Consider the following 15,405-nt stretch of genomic DNA (forward strand, 5'->3'; position numbering starts at 1 on the left):
AGGTCACCGTGAGCACAGTCCAGACGCCCCTTCCGCCCATCGTCGACGCAGAGACGTGGCAGCGCGAACTCGAAGCACTGCGCATCAGGGAGAAGGCTGCGACTCGAGAGCTCGACGCGATCGCTGCGGAGCGGCGACGCCTGCCGATGGTGCAGCTGCCGGAGTACACCCTCGTCGGCGCCGAGGGTCCTGTGCGGCTCGCCGACGTCTTCGACGGGCACTCGCAGCTCATCGTCTACAACCACATGTGGTCCGACGGCAACGAGTGGCAGTGCCCGGGGTGCACCGGCTTCACGTCGCAGTTCACCCGCCTCGACGACCTCGAGCGCTACTACGACGCACGCTTCGTCATCGTCACCAACGGTCCGATCGACGAAGCTCTCGCGTACCGTGCGCGCGTCGGCAACACGATGTCGTGGTATTCGAGTGCCGACAGTTCATTCGGGTCGGATGTGGATGCCCCACCGAACGCCGGGTTCGCGGTGAACGTGTTCCTCCGTGACGGCGACACCGTGTACCGCACCTGGCACACGAACGGCCGCGGCACAGAGCGTCTGAGCCACCTGCACGGTCTGGTCGACCTGCTCCCGTACGGCCGCCAGGAGGAATGGCAGGATGTTCCGGCGGGGTGGCCGCAGCACCCGACGTACTCTCAGGGTATGAGTTCGAAAGAGGTCGCGGAGTTGTACGGAGCCTCCCGCTGAGCCGCATGCTCCGGGTCGCGGCGTTGTCGGTGTCGACTGTCGTCATGCTGACGGCCTTCACCGGATGCCTGGCGACCCCGGCTTCGCCATCGCCCGCATCGTCGACGGACCCGAGCTCCGCCGCGGGCGTTGCACTCCCACCTGTCGGCGCGATCCCCGACTATCAGCTCGGGGGTGCATACGACCCCGCGCCAGGGGTCGGGATCGTCGGGCGAGATCGGTCGGAGACGCCCGCCTCCGACGCGTACTCGATCTGTTACGTCAACGGCTTCCAGACCCAGCCCGGCGAACTCGGCGAGTGGCCCGCCGAACTGCTGCTCCACCGCGACGGCGAACCGGTGTTCGACCCGGACTGGCCCGACGAGGTGCTCCTCGACACGTCCACCGCCGACCACCGTGACCAGATCGCCGCGGGGATCATCCCGTGGATCGCAGGCTGCGCGGATGCCGGCTTCGACGCGGTCGAATTCGACAACCTCGACTCGTACACCCGCTCCGGCGATGCACTCTCTTTCGACGACAACCTGGCATTGGCGACGCTGCTGGTCGATACGGCGCACGCGACGGGTCTGGCGGCCGGGCAGAAGAATGCGGCAGAAGATGCGGTCGCCCTTCGAGAACAGGCAGGCTTCGACTTCGCACTGACCGAAGAATGCGCCGTGTTCCGAGAATGCAGCGTGTACACCGACGTGTACGGCGACGCGGTGATCGACATCGAGTACACCGACGCCCTGCCTCGACCGTTCGCCGAGATGTGCGCCGACGAGGAATCGCCCGCCTCGATGGTGCTGCGCGACCGCGACCTCGTCACCCCGGCCGATCCCGCCTACGCGTTCGAGACCTGCACGGGCTGACGCCCAGGCGCGCCTCCGCCTGTCAATGGGCGGGCGGCCGACGGGGAGATGCGCCATGCTGGACCTTCGACGAGAGAGGACCTCCCATGAGCGGCCCCAGCCCCTACCCCGAAGATTCCGGGCCCTTCGACGCTGCCGCGCAGACACCTGCCGGCGAGAAGGTGTTCACGGCAGACGACGGCATCGACCACGAAGCCGGCGAGACGGATCCGCTCGAACAGGGCGACGAAAGCGGCCACGAGCAGGACGACGCACAGCGCGACCAGCCCTCCCCCGGCGCCTGAACGACGAGGGCGCACGCCCCTCACAGACCAATCCCGCATGGCGGCAGCGCCGACGACGGCCGGGGCTAGGCTGGCGTCGTGACGAGGACGCGTGGGGTCGCCGATGCGCGCAGCACGGCGGGTGCTGCCCGGCGAATCGCGCTCCGTCGTAGAGCGATCCCCTTCCTGGTCGGTATCGCCGGAGTCATCGTGCTTCTCGCGGTGTTCATCGGCACGGGCGGTCTTGCAGATGGCGACACCGTTCCCGCGGTCGTGCCGATCGGCACGGAAGCGCGCACATCGCTGTACACCGCCACCGTGATGGATGCTGAGGTCACCGACGCCGTCGAGAGCCAGTTCCTCGAAGCCGAGCCAGGCGAGATGCTCGTGGTTCTGACACTCGAGATGGAGAACCTGTCCGGCCACGCCATCGGCCTCGAGCGTTCGGCCGACCGCGTGGAGTCGAGGATGATCAACTCGGGCGAACCCCTGCTCGAGCTCTCCGGTGTGACCCCGACCGGGCCTGCGCGTTCCTGGCGCGCCGATGACACCGCGCCCGCGGTCATCCTTCAACCGGGGGTGCCCGCCGAAGTGAAGATCGCCTGGTCGGTCGCGGATGACGAGCTCGACGACGCCGTGTCGGAGAAGGCGGTGCGCCTGAACGTGTATGACGCCGTGGAGCAATCGGGTCAGGTGATCCTGTCGGCATCCACGACCACGTGGCGTCGAGCCGAACTGGGCGCTCAGATCCCGCTGGCGGTGAGTCGGTGAGCGTCCGGGGCGCGAAGCTCCCGGCGGCCGCACGGGTCGCACCGTGGCTGGTCGGAGCAGCGCTCGTCGTCGCTGCCGGTGCCGTGACAGCGATGACGCCGCTGGCGGCCGCGCTCTTGGATCCGTTCGCCGTGCGAGGCGCGGCCGGCGACCCGATTCAGTCCCGCACCCTCGTCGCGGACGTGCGGGACCTGTCGTTCGCCGACCAGGTCACGGTGTCGGACGCCGACTGGACCGCTGACGGCAACTGGCTGGTGGTCGGGCTGACGGTGTCCGCGCCGACCACCGAGGTGGATGCCGCGATCGGCGTTGCCAGCCTGGAGATAGACGGCCGCGTCTACCAAGCGAGCGAACGCCCCTCGACGTCGCTGGTCGATGTGGATCTCCGCGTGGGCACCGAGACCGTCGGGGTGCTGGCCTTCGAGTTGCCCGACGACATCGAGAGCGGGACCGCCGAGCTGAAGCTGTCGGGGCGCTATCCGACTCCGGAACTCGACGACGTGGTCGCTTTCTCCGTCGACCTCGACGCGGCCTCGACCCGGCCGAGCATCGAGCTGGAACCGCCGCACCTGGGATCGCCATGACCTGGTGGCAGCGGCAACGGCTCGCACTGACCGCGCTGGCCGTGGCCGCGGTGGCGGTGGTCGGAGTGCACGTATGGCTCGACGTGCTGCCCGCGGCCGAGAGCAGCACCCAGATCATGACCGCTGAGAACGGCCGCGCCGAGATCGCCGGCCAGACACTCACCCTGAGCTCCGTGCGCTGGGGCGAGTTCGAGGCTCCCGACGGTTCGCGAACGATGAGCATCCGACTCGATTCCGACGGCGGCCCCGATGCCGAATCGTGCGGGCTGTTCACGCTCGCCGAGGTCGAAGGCGATCGTGTGTGGAGCAATGCGCGTACGGGGCTCGATGTTCCTTACGATGCGGGAGCGTCCTACTGCCAGGAGGAGTCAGGGCCCTACGTCATCCTTGCGGTCTTCGTGCTGCCCGATGGCGTTGACGGCCCGTTCCAGCTCGAGGTCCCGGGAGCCGACCGGAGCGCCCGGTTCGCTGTCGACCCCTGACGCGCGCGTGCCCATCGCCGCTTCCGGGCGACCGATGACGGCATCGAATCCCGTCGCGATGATGGCGACGCGGAGTGGTTCCGCGATCGTGGCCACAGCCACCAGGATGAGCGGGAGGAATGCCGACCAGAACGCGGTCTCGTGTCCGCCGATGAGCTGCAGCACCGTGCGCGACCCCAGCCCCTCCGCCGCTGCCCAGAGCGCGTAGGCGAGCGCCGTGCATCCGAAGACCACCGGCCCGCCCCTCCAGACCAGTGCCACAGCCGCCCAGAGCTCCTCGAAGCGCCGCATCACCACCTTCCTGAGCCGTGAGGCCGTGCCGCTCGGCGCGCCGTCGATGCGACGGAGGACGATCGGAGTGGCGTCGAAGGATGTGCCGTAGATGACACCGGCGACCGTGAGCCAGGCGGCGGGCACGACGACCGCAGCGACGATGATGCCGAACAACCACAGGGATGCCTCCCACAGGGCCGCCACCGGCACGATGTTCGCGGCGAACCAGTCGCCGAGGTCCTGCAACCGGATGAACCCCGCGCGGCCGGCGATCCAGTCCTGAGCCCGCGCCCACCACTGTCCCACGAGCGTGACCAGCATGAACGTCCACAGCAGTTCGGCGTAGGCGGCGAGCGCCACCGTCCACGACGGCAGCCGTTCACCGAATCGGGCGAGGACGAGCCGTGCTGCGAGGGCGACGACGAGCACCACGACCGGTAGCAGTCCGACGGCGACGATCCCCCCTCGATCGCCGAGCTGCTCAAGGTCGTAGCCGGCGTCGCGGAGGGCGATGCTGCTGGCGATCCGGAAGAACTCGATGAGATCGGCGTCCAACATGCCCCAGGCGGCATAGAAGATCGAGAACGGCAGGATCGCCGTCAGCGTGGCGTGGGCGAATTGACGGTGACCTCCGTCACGATCCGGCGAACGGTGTCGCAGCGACGACTGCACCGTGAGATACATGGCGACGTACGAGATCAGCCGGGCAGCCACCGCGAGCGGCAGGAGAAGCAGACCGCCCAGCGTGGTGAGTCCGCCGACGAAGCCCGCGAGCTGCACGAGTAGCTGATGTGCGGCCTCCCCACCCAGGTACCACGCGGCGAGCGCAGGCCAGTGCCGTGCGAGGATGCGCCCGAATGTGCGGAGGGCCTGGAGCATGCCCCCACCGTAGCGGTCGCGCGTGGTCGGACAGCGCTGCATGCCCCTCCGGCGTGCGCGCGTCAAGACCCTTTGATTCCCCGGTTCCCTGGGCCAGGATCGAGGCGTACGCACCGATGGGAGCCCCCGAAACATGACCGCATCCGCCCTCGTCTCTGACACCCTCGTCCCCTTCCGCGCCCGTGGATCGTTGAGCGATGCGATTCTCACGCGCCTGCGCGGAGACGGAGACGACTCCGATCACTCGGCTCTCGCCGCCGACGCTGTCGCCGCCAGCAGCGACATCCTCCGCGATGACGACATCCAGCTCGCTCTGTTCCTCCTGTACGCCAGTGCGTACGGGTCGCTCCCGCAGCTCGACGCGGAGCTCGAGTGGGACCCGGAGCTGATCGCGACACGGCGCATCCTGGAGGACGCCTTCGAGCGGACTCTGCGCGATGTGGTGCCGATGCCGGACCTCCCCGAGCCGACCGTCGACGCCGTCGGCCGGGCGCTGTTCGCACTGGCCGCCGCCGACACCGGGCCGAGCCTCTCCCGGTATATCGCGAAGAAGGCGACCAAAGAGCAGGCCGAGGAGATGCTCATCCTGCGGTCGGTCTACACCCTGCGTGAAGCCGACCCGCACTCGTGGGCGATCCCGCGGCTGGAGGGACGTGCGAAGGCCGCGCTCGTCGAGATCCAGTCCGACGAGTACGGCGGCGGGCGACCACATCGCGTGCATCAGGAGATCTTCGCGGCTGCCATGCGCGCCGCCGGACTCGACTCCACGTATGGCGTCTATGTCGACGACGTGCCGGCGATCAGCCTCGCCTCGTTCAACATGATGTCGCTGTTCGGACTCAACCGGCGGCTCGTCGGTGCGATCGTCGGGCACCTCGCCGCGTACGAGATGACGTCGTCGATCCCGTGCCGGCTGTATGCCGACGGTCTTCGCCGCCTCGGCTTCCACGAGGACGTCGCGGACTACTTCGCGGAACACGTGGAAGCGGACGCCGTGCACGAGCAGATCGCGGGGCGCGACCTCGCCGGAAGCCTCGCCGAGGACCACCCGGAGCTCCTGTCCGACATCATGTTCGGGGCCTCGGCCTGTCTCCTCGTGGACGGCTGGGTCGGTGGCCACATCCTGGACGCCTGGTCGGCAGGCTTCTCGGCTCTGCGTCAGGAGGCCGCATCGTGAGCACGGGGCACGAGCCGACGACGATCACCCCCTATCCCGACGGCCCGTTGCTGGTGAGGGGGGAGATCGAGCTGCGCACGCCGGAGGGCGAACTCATCCGGCCGAACCGCCGCACGATGGCTCTGTGCCGGTGCGGGCTCTCCGTCATCAAGCCGTTCTGCGACGGCACCCATAAAGCCGCGGGATTCCGCACCGAGGAGGACTGAGATGAACACCGAAATCGAACCGCGCCGAGCCATCGTCACCGGCGCCGATTCCGGCATCGGCCGCGCGGCCGCGGTCGCACTCGCCGCGGCGGGCCTGGACGTCGGGATCACCTGGCACAGCGACAGCGAGGGCGCCGAGGCGACGGCAGCGGAGGTGCGCAGCCACGGCGCCAGGGCGGTGCTCGCCCAGCTCGACGTCTCGGACATCCCCGCCTGCGGAGACGTGATCGATGCGCTGGCCGATGAACTGGGCGGGCTCGACGTCTTCGTGAACAACGCCGGGACCGGCACGAACACCCCGTTCCTCGAGATCACCCTCGAGGAGTGGAACCGGGTGTTCGACACCGACCTCACCGGGGCCTTCATCTGTCTGCAGCGCGCGGCCCGCCGAATGGTCGCCGCACGCCGTGGTGGCCGCCTGATCGCCGTGACGAGCGTGCACGCGCATCAGCCGATGGTCGGAATGAGCGCGTACGACGCCGCGAAGCACGGCCTCGACGGTCTGATGAAGAACCTCGCGCTGGAGTTGGGCTCGGCGGGAATCAGTGCGGTGAGCGTCGCCCCGGGCGAGATCGCGACGCCCATGACGGATCAGACCGACACCGATGCCTTCGCGGAGGACCGACCCGGGATCCCCCTGGGCCGACCCGGCGATGCACGGGAAGTCGGTGCGCTGATCGCGTTCCTGGCGTCCCCGGAAGCGGCATACATCTCCGGAACGTCCATCGCGATCGATGGCGGCATGCTTCAGATGGGCCCGCAGGCAGGAGCAGCCGTGCAGAGCCACGACTGGCGGAGCGTCTGACGCGCGCCGCTGACATCAGCCCCGCCGGACCATGGCGCGGATGCTGATCGCGAGCGCGACGGCGCACCACACCGTCAGAACGACGAAGTCGCGCCAGCCGGCGGTATAGGTGTCGGCCAGCAGCCCGGCTCTGATGAGATCGGCGGCCGGTCGGAACGGCAGCACGTCGTGGACCGCTTGGAACCAGTCGGGAAGCTGGCTCGCGGGGAAGGTGACCGGCGAGAAGAGCATGACGAAGAACACGAGCACCTGGGTGACGAGCTGCGTGAGCATCGGTGGCAGGGTGACGGCGATCGCGTAGCCGATCCCGGTCGCGGTCACGGCCGTCAGGGCGGATGCGACCAGGAGAAGCGGCCAGTCGATGGAATAGCTGAAGCCGTACCGCAGCTGTGCCACGATCACGGAGACGGCGACGCCGGGCAGTGAGACGGCGAGCCACACGGTCAGATCGGCGAGGAGGACGAGAGCCCGCGGCACCGGCAATGCGCGCAGATACGTGAAGGTGCCGCTGGTCCGCGCCTGGGCGACCCCGGTCGCGACCATCACGAGACCGACGATCATGAGGAGCACCGTGGGAGCCCCGGTGGACAGGAACTGCGCGGTCGCGGTGTCGATGCCCGGGATCAGCAGGCCGAATCCGATGATGATCCCGGCGGCGAGCACCGACTGGACGACGATGACGAACGGAAGCATGGGCCCCACCTGCGCCATCGTCCAGCGCAGCAGCGCGCTGTAGCCGACCCAGACTCCGGCGTGCGGCACGACCGTCGCGTGTGCGGTGGGGCGTGAGGCGGTCGCCTGCTCGGTCATCAGTCGTCTTCTTTCTTCCGGGCGATCGCGCGGGTGTCGGCGGATGCTGTGGCGGCGAGATAGGCATCTTCCAAGGTCGCGGGGGCCAGCGCATAGCTCTCGACGCGATCCGCCCTTCGGAGCTCTGTGGCCCAGCGGACCGCCGCTTCGGCGTCGACGGCCGAGAGCGTCAGCAGCACCCGTCGGCCCGCGCGGACGGCGCGTGATCGGGACCGATATGGCCGACGGCGACACGGACGGGTCCTCGCCCTCGGGGTGCAGAGAGAGCTCGAGTTGCAGATCCTGGTCACCCGACCCCCGGAGACGGCTGGGGGATCCCGTCGCGACGACGGCACCCCGATCGAGCACGACGAGGGAGTCGACGACGCGCTCGGCTTCCACGACGTTGTGGGTGACCAGCAGCACCCCTGCACCCTCGTCTCCGAGGCGGCGAACGATCTTCCACAGGCGTCGACGTCGCGCCGCGTCGACGTCGTTGGTGGGCTCATCCAGGACGACCAGCGGCACCGGGGCGACAGCGGCCATCGCGAAGGCGGTGAGGCGTCGCACACCCCCGGAGAGGTCGCCGTCGGGGGTCGCTCGACGGTGGAACCACTCACCGATGTCGAGCTCCTCAGCCAGTCGTCGTGCTGATGCTCTGGCGTCGCTGCGTGACATGCCCCGCAACCGGCCGGCGATCTCGATCGCGGCTTTCGGAGTGAGACCGTCGAGCGGCGCCTGCGCCTGGGGCTGGAGCGCGACGCGACGGCGTGCGGCGGCTGGGGCCGCGACGGCATCGATGCCCGCCACACGGATCGATCCGCTGTGCGGTCGCAGCAGGCCGACGATCTGCGAGACCAGCGTCGTCTTGCCCGCACCGTTGTGCCCGAGCAGACCGACCACCTGCCCCGCGTCCACTCTCATCCCGATCCCTGCGTTGGCCACGACCTTGCCGAATCGTCTCGTGAGGTCGTCTACTTCCAGCACTGCTTCGTTCATCGCGACCGCATTCCATTCGCATACCGTTGGTATTTCACATACTGACGGTATCCGAATACTCACGGTACGTCAATCAATAGAATGAACAGCATGGATCCCCGCCGATCAGCTCCCCGCTCGCCGCGAACCCGCGCGGAACGCCAGCGCGAGACGCGCGAGGCGCTCGTCATCGCGGCACGGGAATCCTTCGCCCGGGACGGCTATCACGCGGCGAGCTTGGAGGGCATCGCCGCCGACGCCGGATTCTCCAAGGGGGCCGTCTACTCGAATTTCGAGGGCAAGGCCGCCCTTTTCCTCGCGGTGATGGACGACAACCTCGAGAAGCTCCGCGGCTCAGGGTGGGACCCGCTGTCGGCCGTCGAAGCAGACGGCACGGGGGAACCGAAACCTGCCCAGGACCCGCACGCCGCCCGATTGGTGCGAGGAATCGGCCTCGCAACGCTGGAGTTCATCGCGACGGCCGCTCGGGATGACGATCTCATCTCTGCACTCCGGGAGCGGATGCAGGTGATGATCGGGGCGTACGAGCGTCTCGCCACGGAGGCACGGCCGGCCGGCGAGAACCTTCCTGCCGACGACGTCGCCCGGCTGATGACCGCCCTCGATCAAGGCGTTTCGGTGCTGGCACTCAGTGGAATCACCTCGATGGACACCGACCTGATGCGCGCGGGACTTCGCCGACTCTCGGATCCCGCCGCCGCCGCATCCGACCCGGCCCCGGAGCGGCACGACGGGCCGGTGTCATTCCCCGGTGTGGAGCTGGTGCATCGGCTGATCCGTGAGGCCGACGGCGCCTGACCCGGAAGCATTCTTGCGAGCACCTGCCGGGGGAACGGGAGCACTTCGGTGCATCGTGTAGCCCCAGGCGGCGAGACCGAGGAGCGGGCCCCAGAGCCAGAACGGGAACATCAGCAGCAGGAACGACGTGTCACCCATACTGCCGGCCCCCTCCAGCACGAATTCGATGCCCGCGGCCGTGAACAGGACGCTCACCACGCTCGCCGGGATGAGGGCAAGAGCAACCGGGACAGGCCGCCCTCCGACACCCGCCAGGAATCGCGGGAACCGCTCCCCCCACCGCATGATCAGACCAAGCGTCAGCACGCCGCCGACGAGCATCGCCAATCCGAGCGCCAGGCCCAACAGGCGCACCGCCGGGTCCTCCGAGAAGACGTCGCCGCCCCCGCCGAACAGCGGCCAGGGCGTGAGCCAGGTGGCGCGGACGAAAGCGTAGGGCACGGCACAGGCGGCGGCGACCAGGGTGATCGGAGTGCGATGACGGAGGACGAACCGCGCGAACACGCTGCGGGAGCCAGATGCGTCGCTGATGGCCCAGACGAGGAGCCCGGCCGCGGCGATCACATGGGCGAGCGCGAGCAGCATCTGCGGGAGGATGCCGGCCATCGCGCCGAACACAGACGGCACCAGCCGTCCCGCCTGAAGGTTGACGACAGCGAAGATGAGGAGGCCGGTCGCCGCCGCGGCAAGCGGCAGGCCCACCCACGGTCGACGGATCGCGGTGAGGGTGATGAGCACCACGATTCCGACGATGACGACCATCGCGAAGGTGTACCCCGCAGCCGGGATCACCCCTCCGGGCATCGTGACAGCAGCCAGCACGCCGCCGATGAGGCCGGTGACCCGCAGGGCGCGGCTCGCACCTGCATGTTTCGCGTCTCGACCGGTGGCCAGGGCGATGATCGAGACCGCGATCACGGCGAGTGCACCCGTCAGGGACACGGCGAGTTCGACACCACTGCCCAGCCGACCGATCAGACTCTGCGGGAGGGCGTCGAGGAAGCCGGGGACGAACATGCGCACGAGGCTGACGATCGCGATGGTGAGGCCGCTGACCGCGGCGGCGAGGAGGGCGAGATTCTGACTGCGAATGGACATGATCCCACGCTAGGAACGCGCCCTTCGAGGCACATCGCCCGCGAGGGTGTGATCGCCGCCCGCGCGGGTGATTCCCCGGCTCATCCGCCGGGGCGCAGCACACCCGTCTCGTATGCCCAGATGACCACGTGCACCCGATCCGGGACACCGAGTTTGGCGAGTACGGCTTTCACGTGAGTCTTCACCGTGTTCGCCGAGAGGAACAGTTCCCGAGCGATGTCATCGTTGGACGCGCCGGTGGCGAGCGCGCGCGCGACGTCCTGCTCTCGTGCGCTCAGAAGGGCGAGAGGATCGCCGGATGCCGTGACGGGCGGCGGTCCGGAGCGCACGAAGGCGATCAGCGCCGCCGTCGCCCTCGCCGACATGACCGACTCCCCGGCGGCTACGGCGACCGCCGCGTCGGCGAGGTCCGCCGCGCCGGAGTCCTTCGTCAGAAATCCGCTGGCGCCCTCCCGGATGGCGGCGAAGACATACTCGTCGAGGTCGAAGGTGGTGAGGATGAGAACTCGAATGGATGGCCGCACCCGCAGCACCTCACGGGTGGCGGCGATCCCGTCCATCTCCGGCATCCGGATGTCCATCAGCACGACATCGACACTGTTCGCGCGCACGTGTTCGATGGCCGCCTCACCCGAGGCGACGGCCGCGACGTGGGCGATGCGCTCGTCGCGCGCGAGCATCACCGCGACGGCTTCACGGAACAGAGCCTGATCGTCGACGATCAGCACACGAACGCTCATCCGACGCTCCCTTCGGTGGGCAGGTCCACTGTGACGACCCATCCGCCGGAATCGCCTTCTTCTGCCGTGAGCGCTCCACCCGCGAGCCGGACGCGCTCGCTGATGCTGACGAGACCGACCCCGCTGCCCAGATCGCTCCTGGTGGGTCCCTGTCCCCCGTCGTCGGCGATCCTGGCGAGGACGGCATCCGCTTTCCACTCCAGACGCACGTCGACGCGCACCGGGGGCGTCGCATGTCGAACGGAGTTCGTGAGCGCCTCCCGCACCGAGTGATGCAGCGCGACGGCAGCATCCGGGCGGAGCTCCGTTCGCGCACCCGACTCCTCGACGCGCACATCGACCGACGGGCTGCGTACGCTCGCGAAGAGCGAGTCGAGCGATGCCACGGTGGGGAGCGGCTCTCGTGGCGCGTCGTCTGCGACGACCGACCGCATGCCCCGAAGCGCTTCCCGACCCGTGTCGATGACGGTGCGCAACGCGGCTCGACTGATCTCCGGATCCTCATCGCGCAGGGCCTGCGCGACCTCCGCCTGCGCGATCATGACGGTCATCGAATGGGCGACGATGTCGTGCAGGTCACGGTTGATCCGAATCCGCTCGTCGGCGATGGCCTGGGAGACGCGCGCCGTCAGCCGCTCCTGCGCCTGCACCCGACGCATCCTCACCAGCAGCCCGATCGCCCATGCCGCAGCGATCGCGCCACTGAGTCCGACGAACGCACCCACCCGCAGCATGGGGTCTTCGAACTGCGTCTCCGCCGCTGCGACGACCAACGCGCCGAACACGCCACTGGCGAGGGCGACGGTCCGAAAGACCCGTCCCGTCTGGATCGCGACCTGCGCGATGACGAGCAGATAGGCGGCAGCCGAAGGAAGCAGCGCGCCCGAGATGGCGCGGATACCGGGCACGAGGACGAGCGCGCACATCACGGCACTGGCGACCGCGATGGCGAGGACGGGCCGCCGCACCGCGACCAGGGAAGCCAGGTGGAGAAAGACGTACAGAATCGCGGTGAGCGCGACGATCGGCACCGCAGGGCGGGCGGACGGGTCGGTCATCAACGCGATGGTCGAAGGCAGAAGAATCACCAGTGCGATGAGTGCGACGACGGTGTCGATGCGCGGCCACGCGCGCCAGCGGTGACGCGCTGGCGGGGTCTCGGGCGACATGGCCCTCATGTTCTCATGCGCTGACCCGCTGCGGATCGCCCGCACGGGTGAGATCTCTCGAGTCGGTTCGAGACGTCGCGTCGTGCGCTAGCTTCGAAAGGACCATGCGAAACCTCACTGCACGCTTCTCGGCGCCGGCTCTTCTCCTCCAGATCGGAAGCGGCGAGGTCGAGCGGCCGTGATCGACTCCCCGCTGGTCGAAGCTCTCATCGCCGAGCAGTTCCCCCAGTGGCAGGATCTGCCGGTCCGGCAGGTGCTCCCCGGCGGCTGGGACAATCGCACGTTCCGGCTCGGCGACGACCTCAGCGTGAGGTTGCCGAGCAGCGAAGGGTACGTGCTGCAGGTCGAGAAGGAGCAGCGCTGGCTTCCCGTCCTCGGCCCTCGACTTCCGCTCGCGATTCCGGAGCCGGTCGGCATCGGGCGAGCGAGCGAGCGGTTCCCGCATCCGTGGTCCGTGTACCGCTGGCTGCCGGGCCGGCCGCCGGAGCGGGAACAGGTCGCCGACGATGTCACGCTCGCGGCAGCGCTGGCCGATTTCCTCGTCGCACTGCAAAGAGCGGATGCCGCGGGCGGGCCGCTCCCGGGACCGCACAACTTCCTGCGCGGCGACTCCCCTCGGGTGTACGAGGCGGACACGCTTCGCGCCATCGAAGCCCTCGGCGCCACGATCGACGCGCCCGCCGTGCGCGAGGTCTGGCAGGCCGCGACGGCGACGACCTGGCAGGAGCCTGCGGTCTGGTTCCACGGCGACGTGAGCGAGGGCAACCTTCTCGTCGACGACGGCGGCCGGCTCAGCGCGGTCATCGACTTCGGGACGGCAGGCATCGGAGATCCGGCCTGCGACCTCGTGGTCGCGTTCACGACGATGCGCGGCGAGGCCAGGGAGGCCTTCCGCGAGCACCGCGGACTCGACGGCGACACGTGGGCGAGAGCACGGGGCTGGGCGATCTGGAAGGCGCTGATCGTGGCCGCAGGCTTCGCCGGCTCCCATTCGCCCGAGTCCGAGGTGCGGCGCGCGCGACGCACGATCGACGAGGTGCTCGAGGACCATCGACGCACGCGCTGAGCAGCGATCCCGCTTCGCGACCGAATACTAGGGCTTAACGCGGGATCGGTCGAGGGGGGTCTGAACGACGTGCCGCGAGGCGCACCATGGGCACACAACCCATCAACGCCACCGGAGGAGCGACATGTATTTCCACGTTCAGGAGTTCATCAACGAGATCGCACAGGACGAGCCGGATCCCGCCGCGGCCAACGCACTGCAGGAAGGGCTCGGCGGTCAGTTCGGCGAGATGCGAACGATGATGCAGTACCTGTTCCAGAGCATCAACTTCCGGGGACCGTCGGCCAAGCCGTACAAGGACCTGATCCAGGGGATCGGCACCGAGGAGATCAGCCACGTCGAGCTCATCGGCACGACCATCTCGCGGCTCCTCGACGGCTCACCCGAGTACAAGGGCAAGCCGACCGATCCGGTCGACAAGCCGGGATCGGGTGGCGCAACGCCCCTGAACATCGCGCTCGACACGAGCAACATCCACCACTACCTCGTGGGCGCACAGGGTGCACTTCCCGTAGACGCCGCCGGTAACCCATGGATGGGCAGCTACGTCTACAACTCGGGCAACCTCGTGCTCGACCTTCTCTACAACCTGATGCTCGAGTCCACCGGACGTCTGCAGAAGTGCCGCCTGTACGAGATGACCGACAACAAGATGGCGCGGAGCACGATCTCCTACCTGATCGTGCGCGACCAGGCTCACGAGAACGCCTACGCGAAGGCGCTCGAAACCCTCGGAGTGAGCTGGCGTACCGCGCTGCCGATTCCGAAGACGAATGCCGAGAAGTTCCCTGAGGTGAAGAAGCTTCTCGACCTGGGACTGCACAGCAAGCAGTACTCGTTCGACCTCACCTCGCAGTCGGAGGCCGGGAAGATCTTCCAGGGTGCGTCGCCGTCGAACGATGGGACGATGCTGGACGCGACAGAGCAGGCTCCGGTCGGCGCTCCGATGACGATCTCCCCCGCGCGGCTCGAAGAGTTCTCTCCCGGTGCGGATGCCGACCTGCGAGCGCTCATCGAGGCGACCGCAGCGATGGAGATGGCCGACATCGACGAGACGTTCGGCCGCATGAAGTGATGTGGAACGGGGTCAGGAGCGATCTGGCCCCGCAGTAGAGGAGGGGCGAGCGCGGAGATGGATGCGCTTGCCCTCCTTGCTGAAGATCGACAGCACCTCGGCCGGTCCCGCCCCGGTCGCCGACAGCCAGTGCGGAACCCGCGTGTCGAATTCCGCGGCTTCCCCGGGCCCCAAGGTGAGATCCTGCTCCCCCAGCACGAGGCGAAGATGCCCCGAGAGCACGTACAGCCATTCCTGCCCGTCGTGCACCTTCGGGTCGGGGACGGCGGTGATCCCGGCCGGGTTGGCGGGGAAGGTGACCTTGTAGGTCTGCACGGGGCTGGTGTCGGGCGACAGCGTCTCGTACCAGGTCTCGCCGCTCCGCCGGGTGGTGCGCGTCACGCGGGGGTCCGGCGCCTTCCGCGGAACGATGTCGTCGAGTTCGAGGCGCAGGGCGTGAGCGATGGGGACCACCAGTTCGAGGTTCGGTGCGCGCTTACCCGCCTCCAGTCGCGACAGGGTGCTCGACGAGATGCCGGTCGCCTCCGACAGCTCGGCGAGCGTCATGCTGCGCTTCTGTCGCCAGCTCTTCAGACGCGGTCCGATGAGAGCAAGGGATCCATCGGGCACGACACCCTCCTTTTTGCCATTTCAGCACTGTTATTTGTCAATACGGTATCAGGTCTGCACTCTG

18 protein-coding genes are annotated in these 15,405 nt (G+C 68.5%); 12 read left to right on the forward strand and 6 right to left on the reverse strand.

All coding sequences use genetic code 11. The features are described 5' to 3' along the window. Positions 1 to 8: 8 nt before the first annotated feature. From D7252_RS02010 to D7252_RS19805, 6 genes are all read left to right on the forward strand, one after another. Complete coding sequence (locus tag D7252_RS02010) at positions 9 to 704, forward strand: DUF899 family protein (RefSeq protein ID WP_120776746.1); 696 nt, start codon at positions 9 to 11, stop codon at positions 702 to 704. A 44-nt stretch (positions 705 to 748) separates the two neighbouring features. Beyond that, positions 749 to 1,558 carry an endo alpha-1,4 polygalactosaminidase gene (locus D7252_RS02015; protein ID WP_183055370.1) on the forward strand — a complete coding sequence of 270 codons (810 nt, stop codon included), beginning with the start codon at positions 749 to 751 and terminating at the stop codon, positions 1,556 to 1,558. A gap of 86 nt (positions 1,559 to 1,644) precedes the next feature. Further along, positions 1,645 to 1,842: a hypothetical protein gene (locus D7252_RS02020; RefSeq protein ID WP_120773866.1), complete on the forward strand. Its 198-nt coding sequence runs from the start codon at positions 1,645 to 1,647 to the stop codon at positions 1,840 to 1,842. Positions 1,843 to 1,920: 78 nt separating this feature from the next. Further along, the gene (locus D7252_RS02025) at positions 1,921 to 2,592 is read left to right on the forward strand and encodes a hypothetical protein (RefSeq protein WP_120773867.1); all 672 of its coding nucleotides are present in this window, start codon (positions 1,921 to 1,923) and stop codon (positions 2,590 to 2,592) included. Further along, positions 2,589 to 3,176: a hypothetical protein gene (locus D7252_RS02030; protein ID WP_120773868.1), complete on the forward strand. Its 588-nt coding sequence runs from the start codon at positions 2,589 to 2,591 to the stop codon at positions 3,174 to 3,176. The genes D7252_RS02025 and D7252_RS02030 overlap by 4 nt, the downstream gene beginning before the upstream one ends. Further along, complete coding sequence (locus D7252_RS19805) at positions 3,173 to 3,658, forward strand: hypothetical protein (protein ID WP_147406678.1); 486 nt, start codon at positions 3,173 to 3,175, stop codon at positions 3,656 to 3,658. Before D7252_RS02030 ends, D7252_RS19805 begins: the two co-directional genes overlap by 4 nt. Here the strand turns inward: D7252_RS19805 and D7252_RS02035 are convergent. Beyond that, positions 3,545 to 4,810 (reverse strand): hypothetical protein, encoded by a 1,266-nt coding sequence (locus D7252_RS02035; protein WP_147406679.1) that lies wholly within the window; start codon positions 4,808 to 4,810, stop codon positions 3,545 to 3,547. The two genes, D7252_RS19805 and D7252_RS02035, sit on opposite strands and share 114 nt — an antisense overlap. 133 nt (positions 4,811 to 4,943) lie before the next feature. Here D7252_RS02035 and D7252_RS02040 point away from each other — a divergent pair, with 133 nt between their 5' ends. The 3 genes from D7252_RS02040 to D7252_RS02050 are packed head-to-tail and all read left to right on the forward strand — an operon-like array spanning position 4,944 to position 6,998. Continuing rightward, positions 4,944 to 5,987 (forward strand): iron-containing redox enzyme family protein, encoded by a 1,044-nt coding sequence (locus D7252_RS02040; protein ID WP_120773870.1) that lies wholly within the window; start codon positions 4,944 to 4,946, stop codon positions 5,985 to 5,987. After that, positions 5,984 to 6,193 (forward strand): CDGSH iron-sulfur domain-containing protein, encoded by a 210-nt coding sequence (locus D7252_RS02045; protein WP_120773871.1) that lies wholly within the window; start codon positions 5,984 to 5,986, stop codon positions 6,191 to 6,193. Before D7252_RS02040 ends, D7252_RS02045 begins: the two co-directional genes overlap by 4 nt. Position 6,194: 1 nt before the next feature. Further along, the gene (locus D7252_RS02050; protein ID WP_120773872.1) at positions 6,195 to 6,998 is read left to right on the forward strand and encodes an SDR family oxidoreductase; all 804 of its coding nucleotides are present in this window, start codon (positions 6,195 to 6,197) and stop codon (positions 6,996 to 6,998) included. 15 nt (positions 6,999 to 7,013) lie between these two features. Here the strand turns inward: D7252_RS02050 and D7252_RS20195 are convergent, their stop codons facing one another. Next, on the reverse strand, positions 7,014 to 8,786 hold the full coding sequence (locus D7252_RS20195; RefSeq protein ID WP_215110883.1) for an ABC transporter ATP-binding protein/permease: 1,773 nt from the start codon (positions 8,784 to 8,786) through the stop codon (positions 7,014 to 7,016). A gap of 90 nt (positions 8,787 to 8,876) precedes the next feature. On the opposite strand from D7252_RS20195, the gene D7252_RS02065 reads away from it, so the two are divergent. Next, on the forward strand, positions 8,877 to 9,584 hold the full coding sequence (locus tag D7252_RS02065; RefSeq protein ID WP_120773874.1) for a TetR/AcrR family transcriptional regulator: 708 nt from the start codon (positions 8,877 to 8,879) through the stop codon (positions 9,582 to 9,584). On the opposite strand, the gene D7252_RS02070 is transcribed toward D7252_RS02065, so the two are convergent. The 3 genes from D7252_RS02070 to D7252_RS02080 all read right to left on the reverse strand — a co-directional run bounded on the left by D7252_RS02070 (position 9,528) and on the right by D7252_RS02080 (position 12,591). Next, positions 9,528 to 10,682 carry a hypothetical protein gene (locus tag D7252_RS02070; RefSeq protein WP_120773875.1) on the reverse strand — a complete coding sequence of 385 codons (1,155 nt, stop codon included), beginning with the start codon at positions 10,680 to 10,682 and terminating at the stop codon, positions 9,528 to 9,530. The two genes, D7252_RS02065 and D7252_RS02070, sit on opposite strands and share 57 nt — an antisense overlap. A gap of 80 nt (positions 10,683 to 10,762) precedes the next feature. Then, the gene (locus tag D7252_RS02075) at positions 10,763 to 11,422 is read right to left on the reverse strand and encodes a response regulator transcription factor (RefSeq protein WP_120773876.1); all 660 of its coding nucleotides are present in this window, start codon (positions 11,420 to 11,422) and stop codon (positions 10,763 to 10,765) included. After that, positions 11,419 to 12,591, reverse strand: a complete 1,173-nt coding sequence (locus D7252_RS02080) for a sensor histidine kinase (RefSeq protein WP_183055140.1) — start codon at positions 12,589 to 12,591, stop codon at positions 11,419 to 11,421. Before D7252_RS02080 ends, D7252_RS02075 begins: the two co-directional genes overlap by 4 nt. A 178-nt stretch (positions 12,592 to 12,769) precedes the next feature. On the opposite strand from D7252_RS02080, the gene D7252_RS02085 reads away from it, so the two are divergent. Both D7252_RS02085 and D7252_RS02090 read left to right on the forward strand, forming a co-directional pair. Continuing rightward, on the forward strand, positions 12,770 to 13,657 hold the full coding sequence (locus D7252_RS02085; protein ID WP_120773878.1) for an aminoglycoside phosphotransferase family protein: 888 nt from the start codon (positions 12,770 to 12,772) through the stop codon (positions 13,655 to 13,657). A 124-nt stretch (positions 13,658 to 13,781) separates the two neighbouring features. Next, positions 13,782 to 14,732: a manganese catalase family protein gene (locus D7252_RS02090; protein WP_120773879.1), complete on the forward strand. Its 951-nt coding sequence runs from the start codon at positions 13,782 to 13,784 to the stop codon at positions 14,730 to 14,732. Positions 14,733 to 14,744: 12 nt separating this feature from the next. Here the strand turns inward: D7252_RS02090 and D7252_RS02095 are convergent, their stop codons facing one another. Beyond that, complete coding sequence (locus D7252_RS02095; RefSeq protein ID WP_215110885.1) at positions 14,745 to 15,341, reverse strand: helix-turn-helix domain-containing protein; 597 nt, start codon at positions 15,339 to 15,341, stop codon at positions 14,745 to 14,747. Positions 15,342 to 15,405 lie beyond the last annotated feature (64 nt).

It is taken from the genome of Microbacterium sp. CGR2 (assembly GCF_003626735.1).
In the GTDB taxonomy this organism is placed as follows: domain Bacteria; phylum Actinomycetota; class Actinomycetes; order Actinomycetales; family Microbacteriaceae; genus Microbacterium.

Excerpts from the sequence above, each read along its gene's own strand:
- D7252_RS20195 (WP_215110883.1), bottom strand. The coding sequence starts at position 8,786 with ATGAACGAAGCAGTGCTGGAAGTAGACGACCTCACGAGACGATTCGGC.
- D7252_RS02020 (WP_120773866.1), top strand. The coding sequence starts at position 1,645 with ATGAGCGGCCCCAGCCCCTACCCCGAAGATTCCGGGCCCTTCGACGCT.
- D7252_RS02065 (WP_120773874.1), top strand. The coding sequence starts at position 8,877 with ATGGATCCCCGCCGATCAGCTCCCCGCTCGCCGCGAACCCGCGCGGAA.
- D7252_RS02090 (WP_120773879.1), top strand. The coding sequence starts at position 13,782 with ATGTATTTCCACGTTCAGGAGTTCATCAACGAGATCGCACAGGACGAG.
- D7252_RS02040 (WP_120773870.1), top strand. The coding sequence starts at position 4,944 with ATGACCGCATCCGCCCTCGTCTCTGACACCCTCGTCCCCTTCCGCGCC.
- D7252_RS19805 (WP_147406678.1), top strand. The coding sequence starts at position 3,173 with ATGACCTGGTGGCAGCGGCAACGGCTCGCACTGACCGCGCTGGCCGTG.
- D7252_RS02015 (WP_183055370.1), top strand. The coding sequence starts at position 749 with ATGCTGACGGCCTTCACCGGATGCCTGGCGACCCCGGCTTCGCCATCG.
- D7252_RS02080 (WP_183055140.1), bottom strand. The coding sequence starts at position 12,591 with ATGTCGCCCGAGACCCCGCCAGCGCGTCACCGCTGGCGCGCGTGGCCG.
- D7252_RS02075 (WP_120773876.1), bottom strand. The coding sequence starts at position 11,422 with ATGAGCGTTCGTGTGCTGATCGTCGACGATCAGGCTCTGTTCCGTGAA.
- D7252_RS02070 (WP_120773875.1), bottom strand. The coding sequence starts at position 10,682 with ATGTCCATTCGCAGTCAGAATCTCGCCCTCCTCGCCGCCGCGGTCAGC.
- D7252_RS02035 (WP_147406679.1), bottom strand. The coding sequence starts at position 4,810 with ATGCTCCAGGCCCTCCGCACATTCGGGCGCATCCTCGCACGGCACTGG.
- D7252_RS02050 (WP_120773872.1), top strand. The coding sequence starts at position 6,195 with ATGAACACCGAAATCGAACCGCGCCGAGCCATCGTCACCGGCGCCGAT.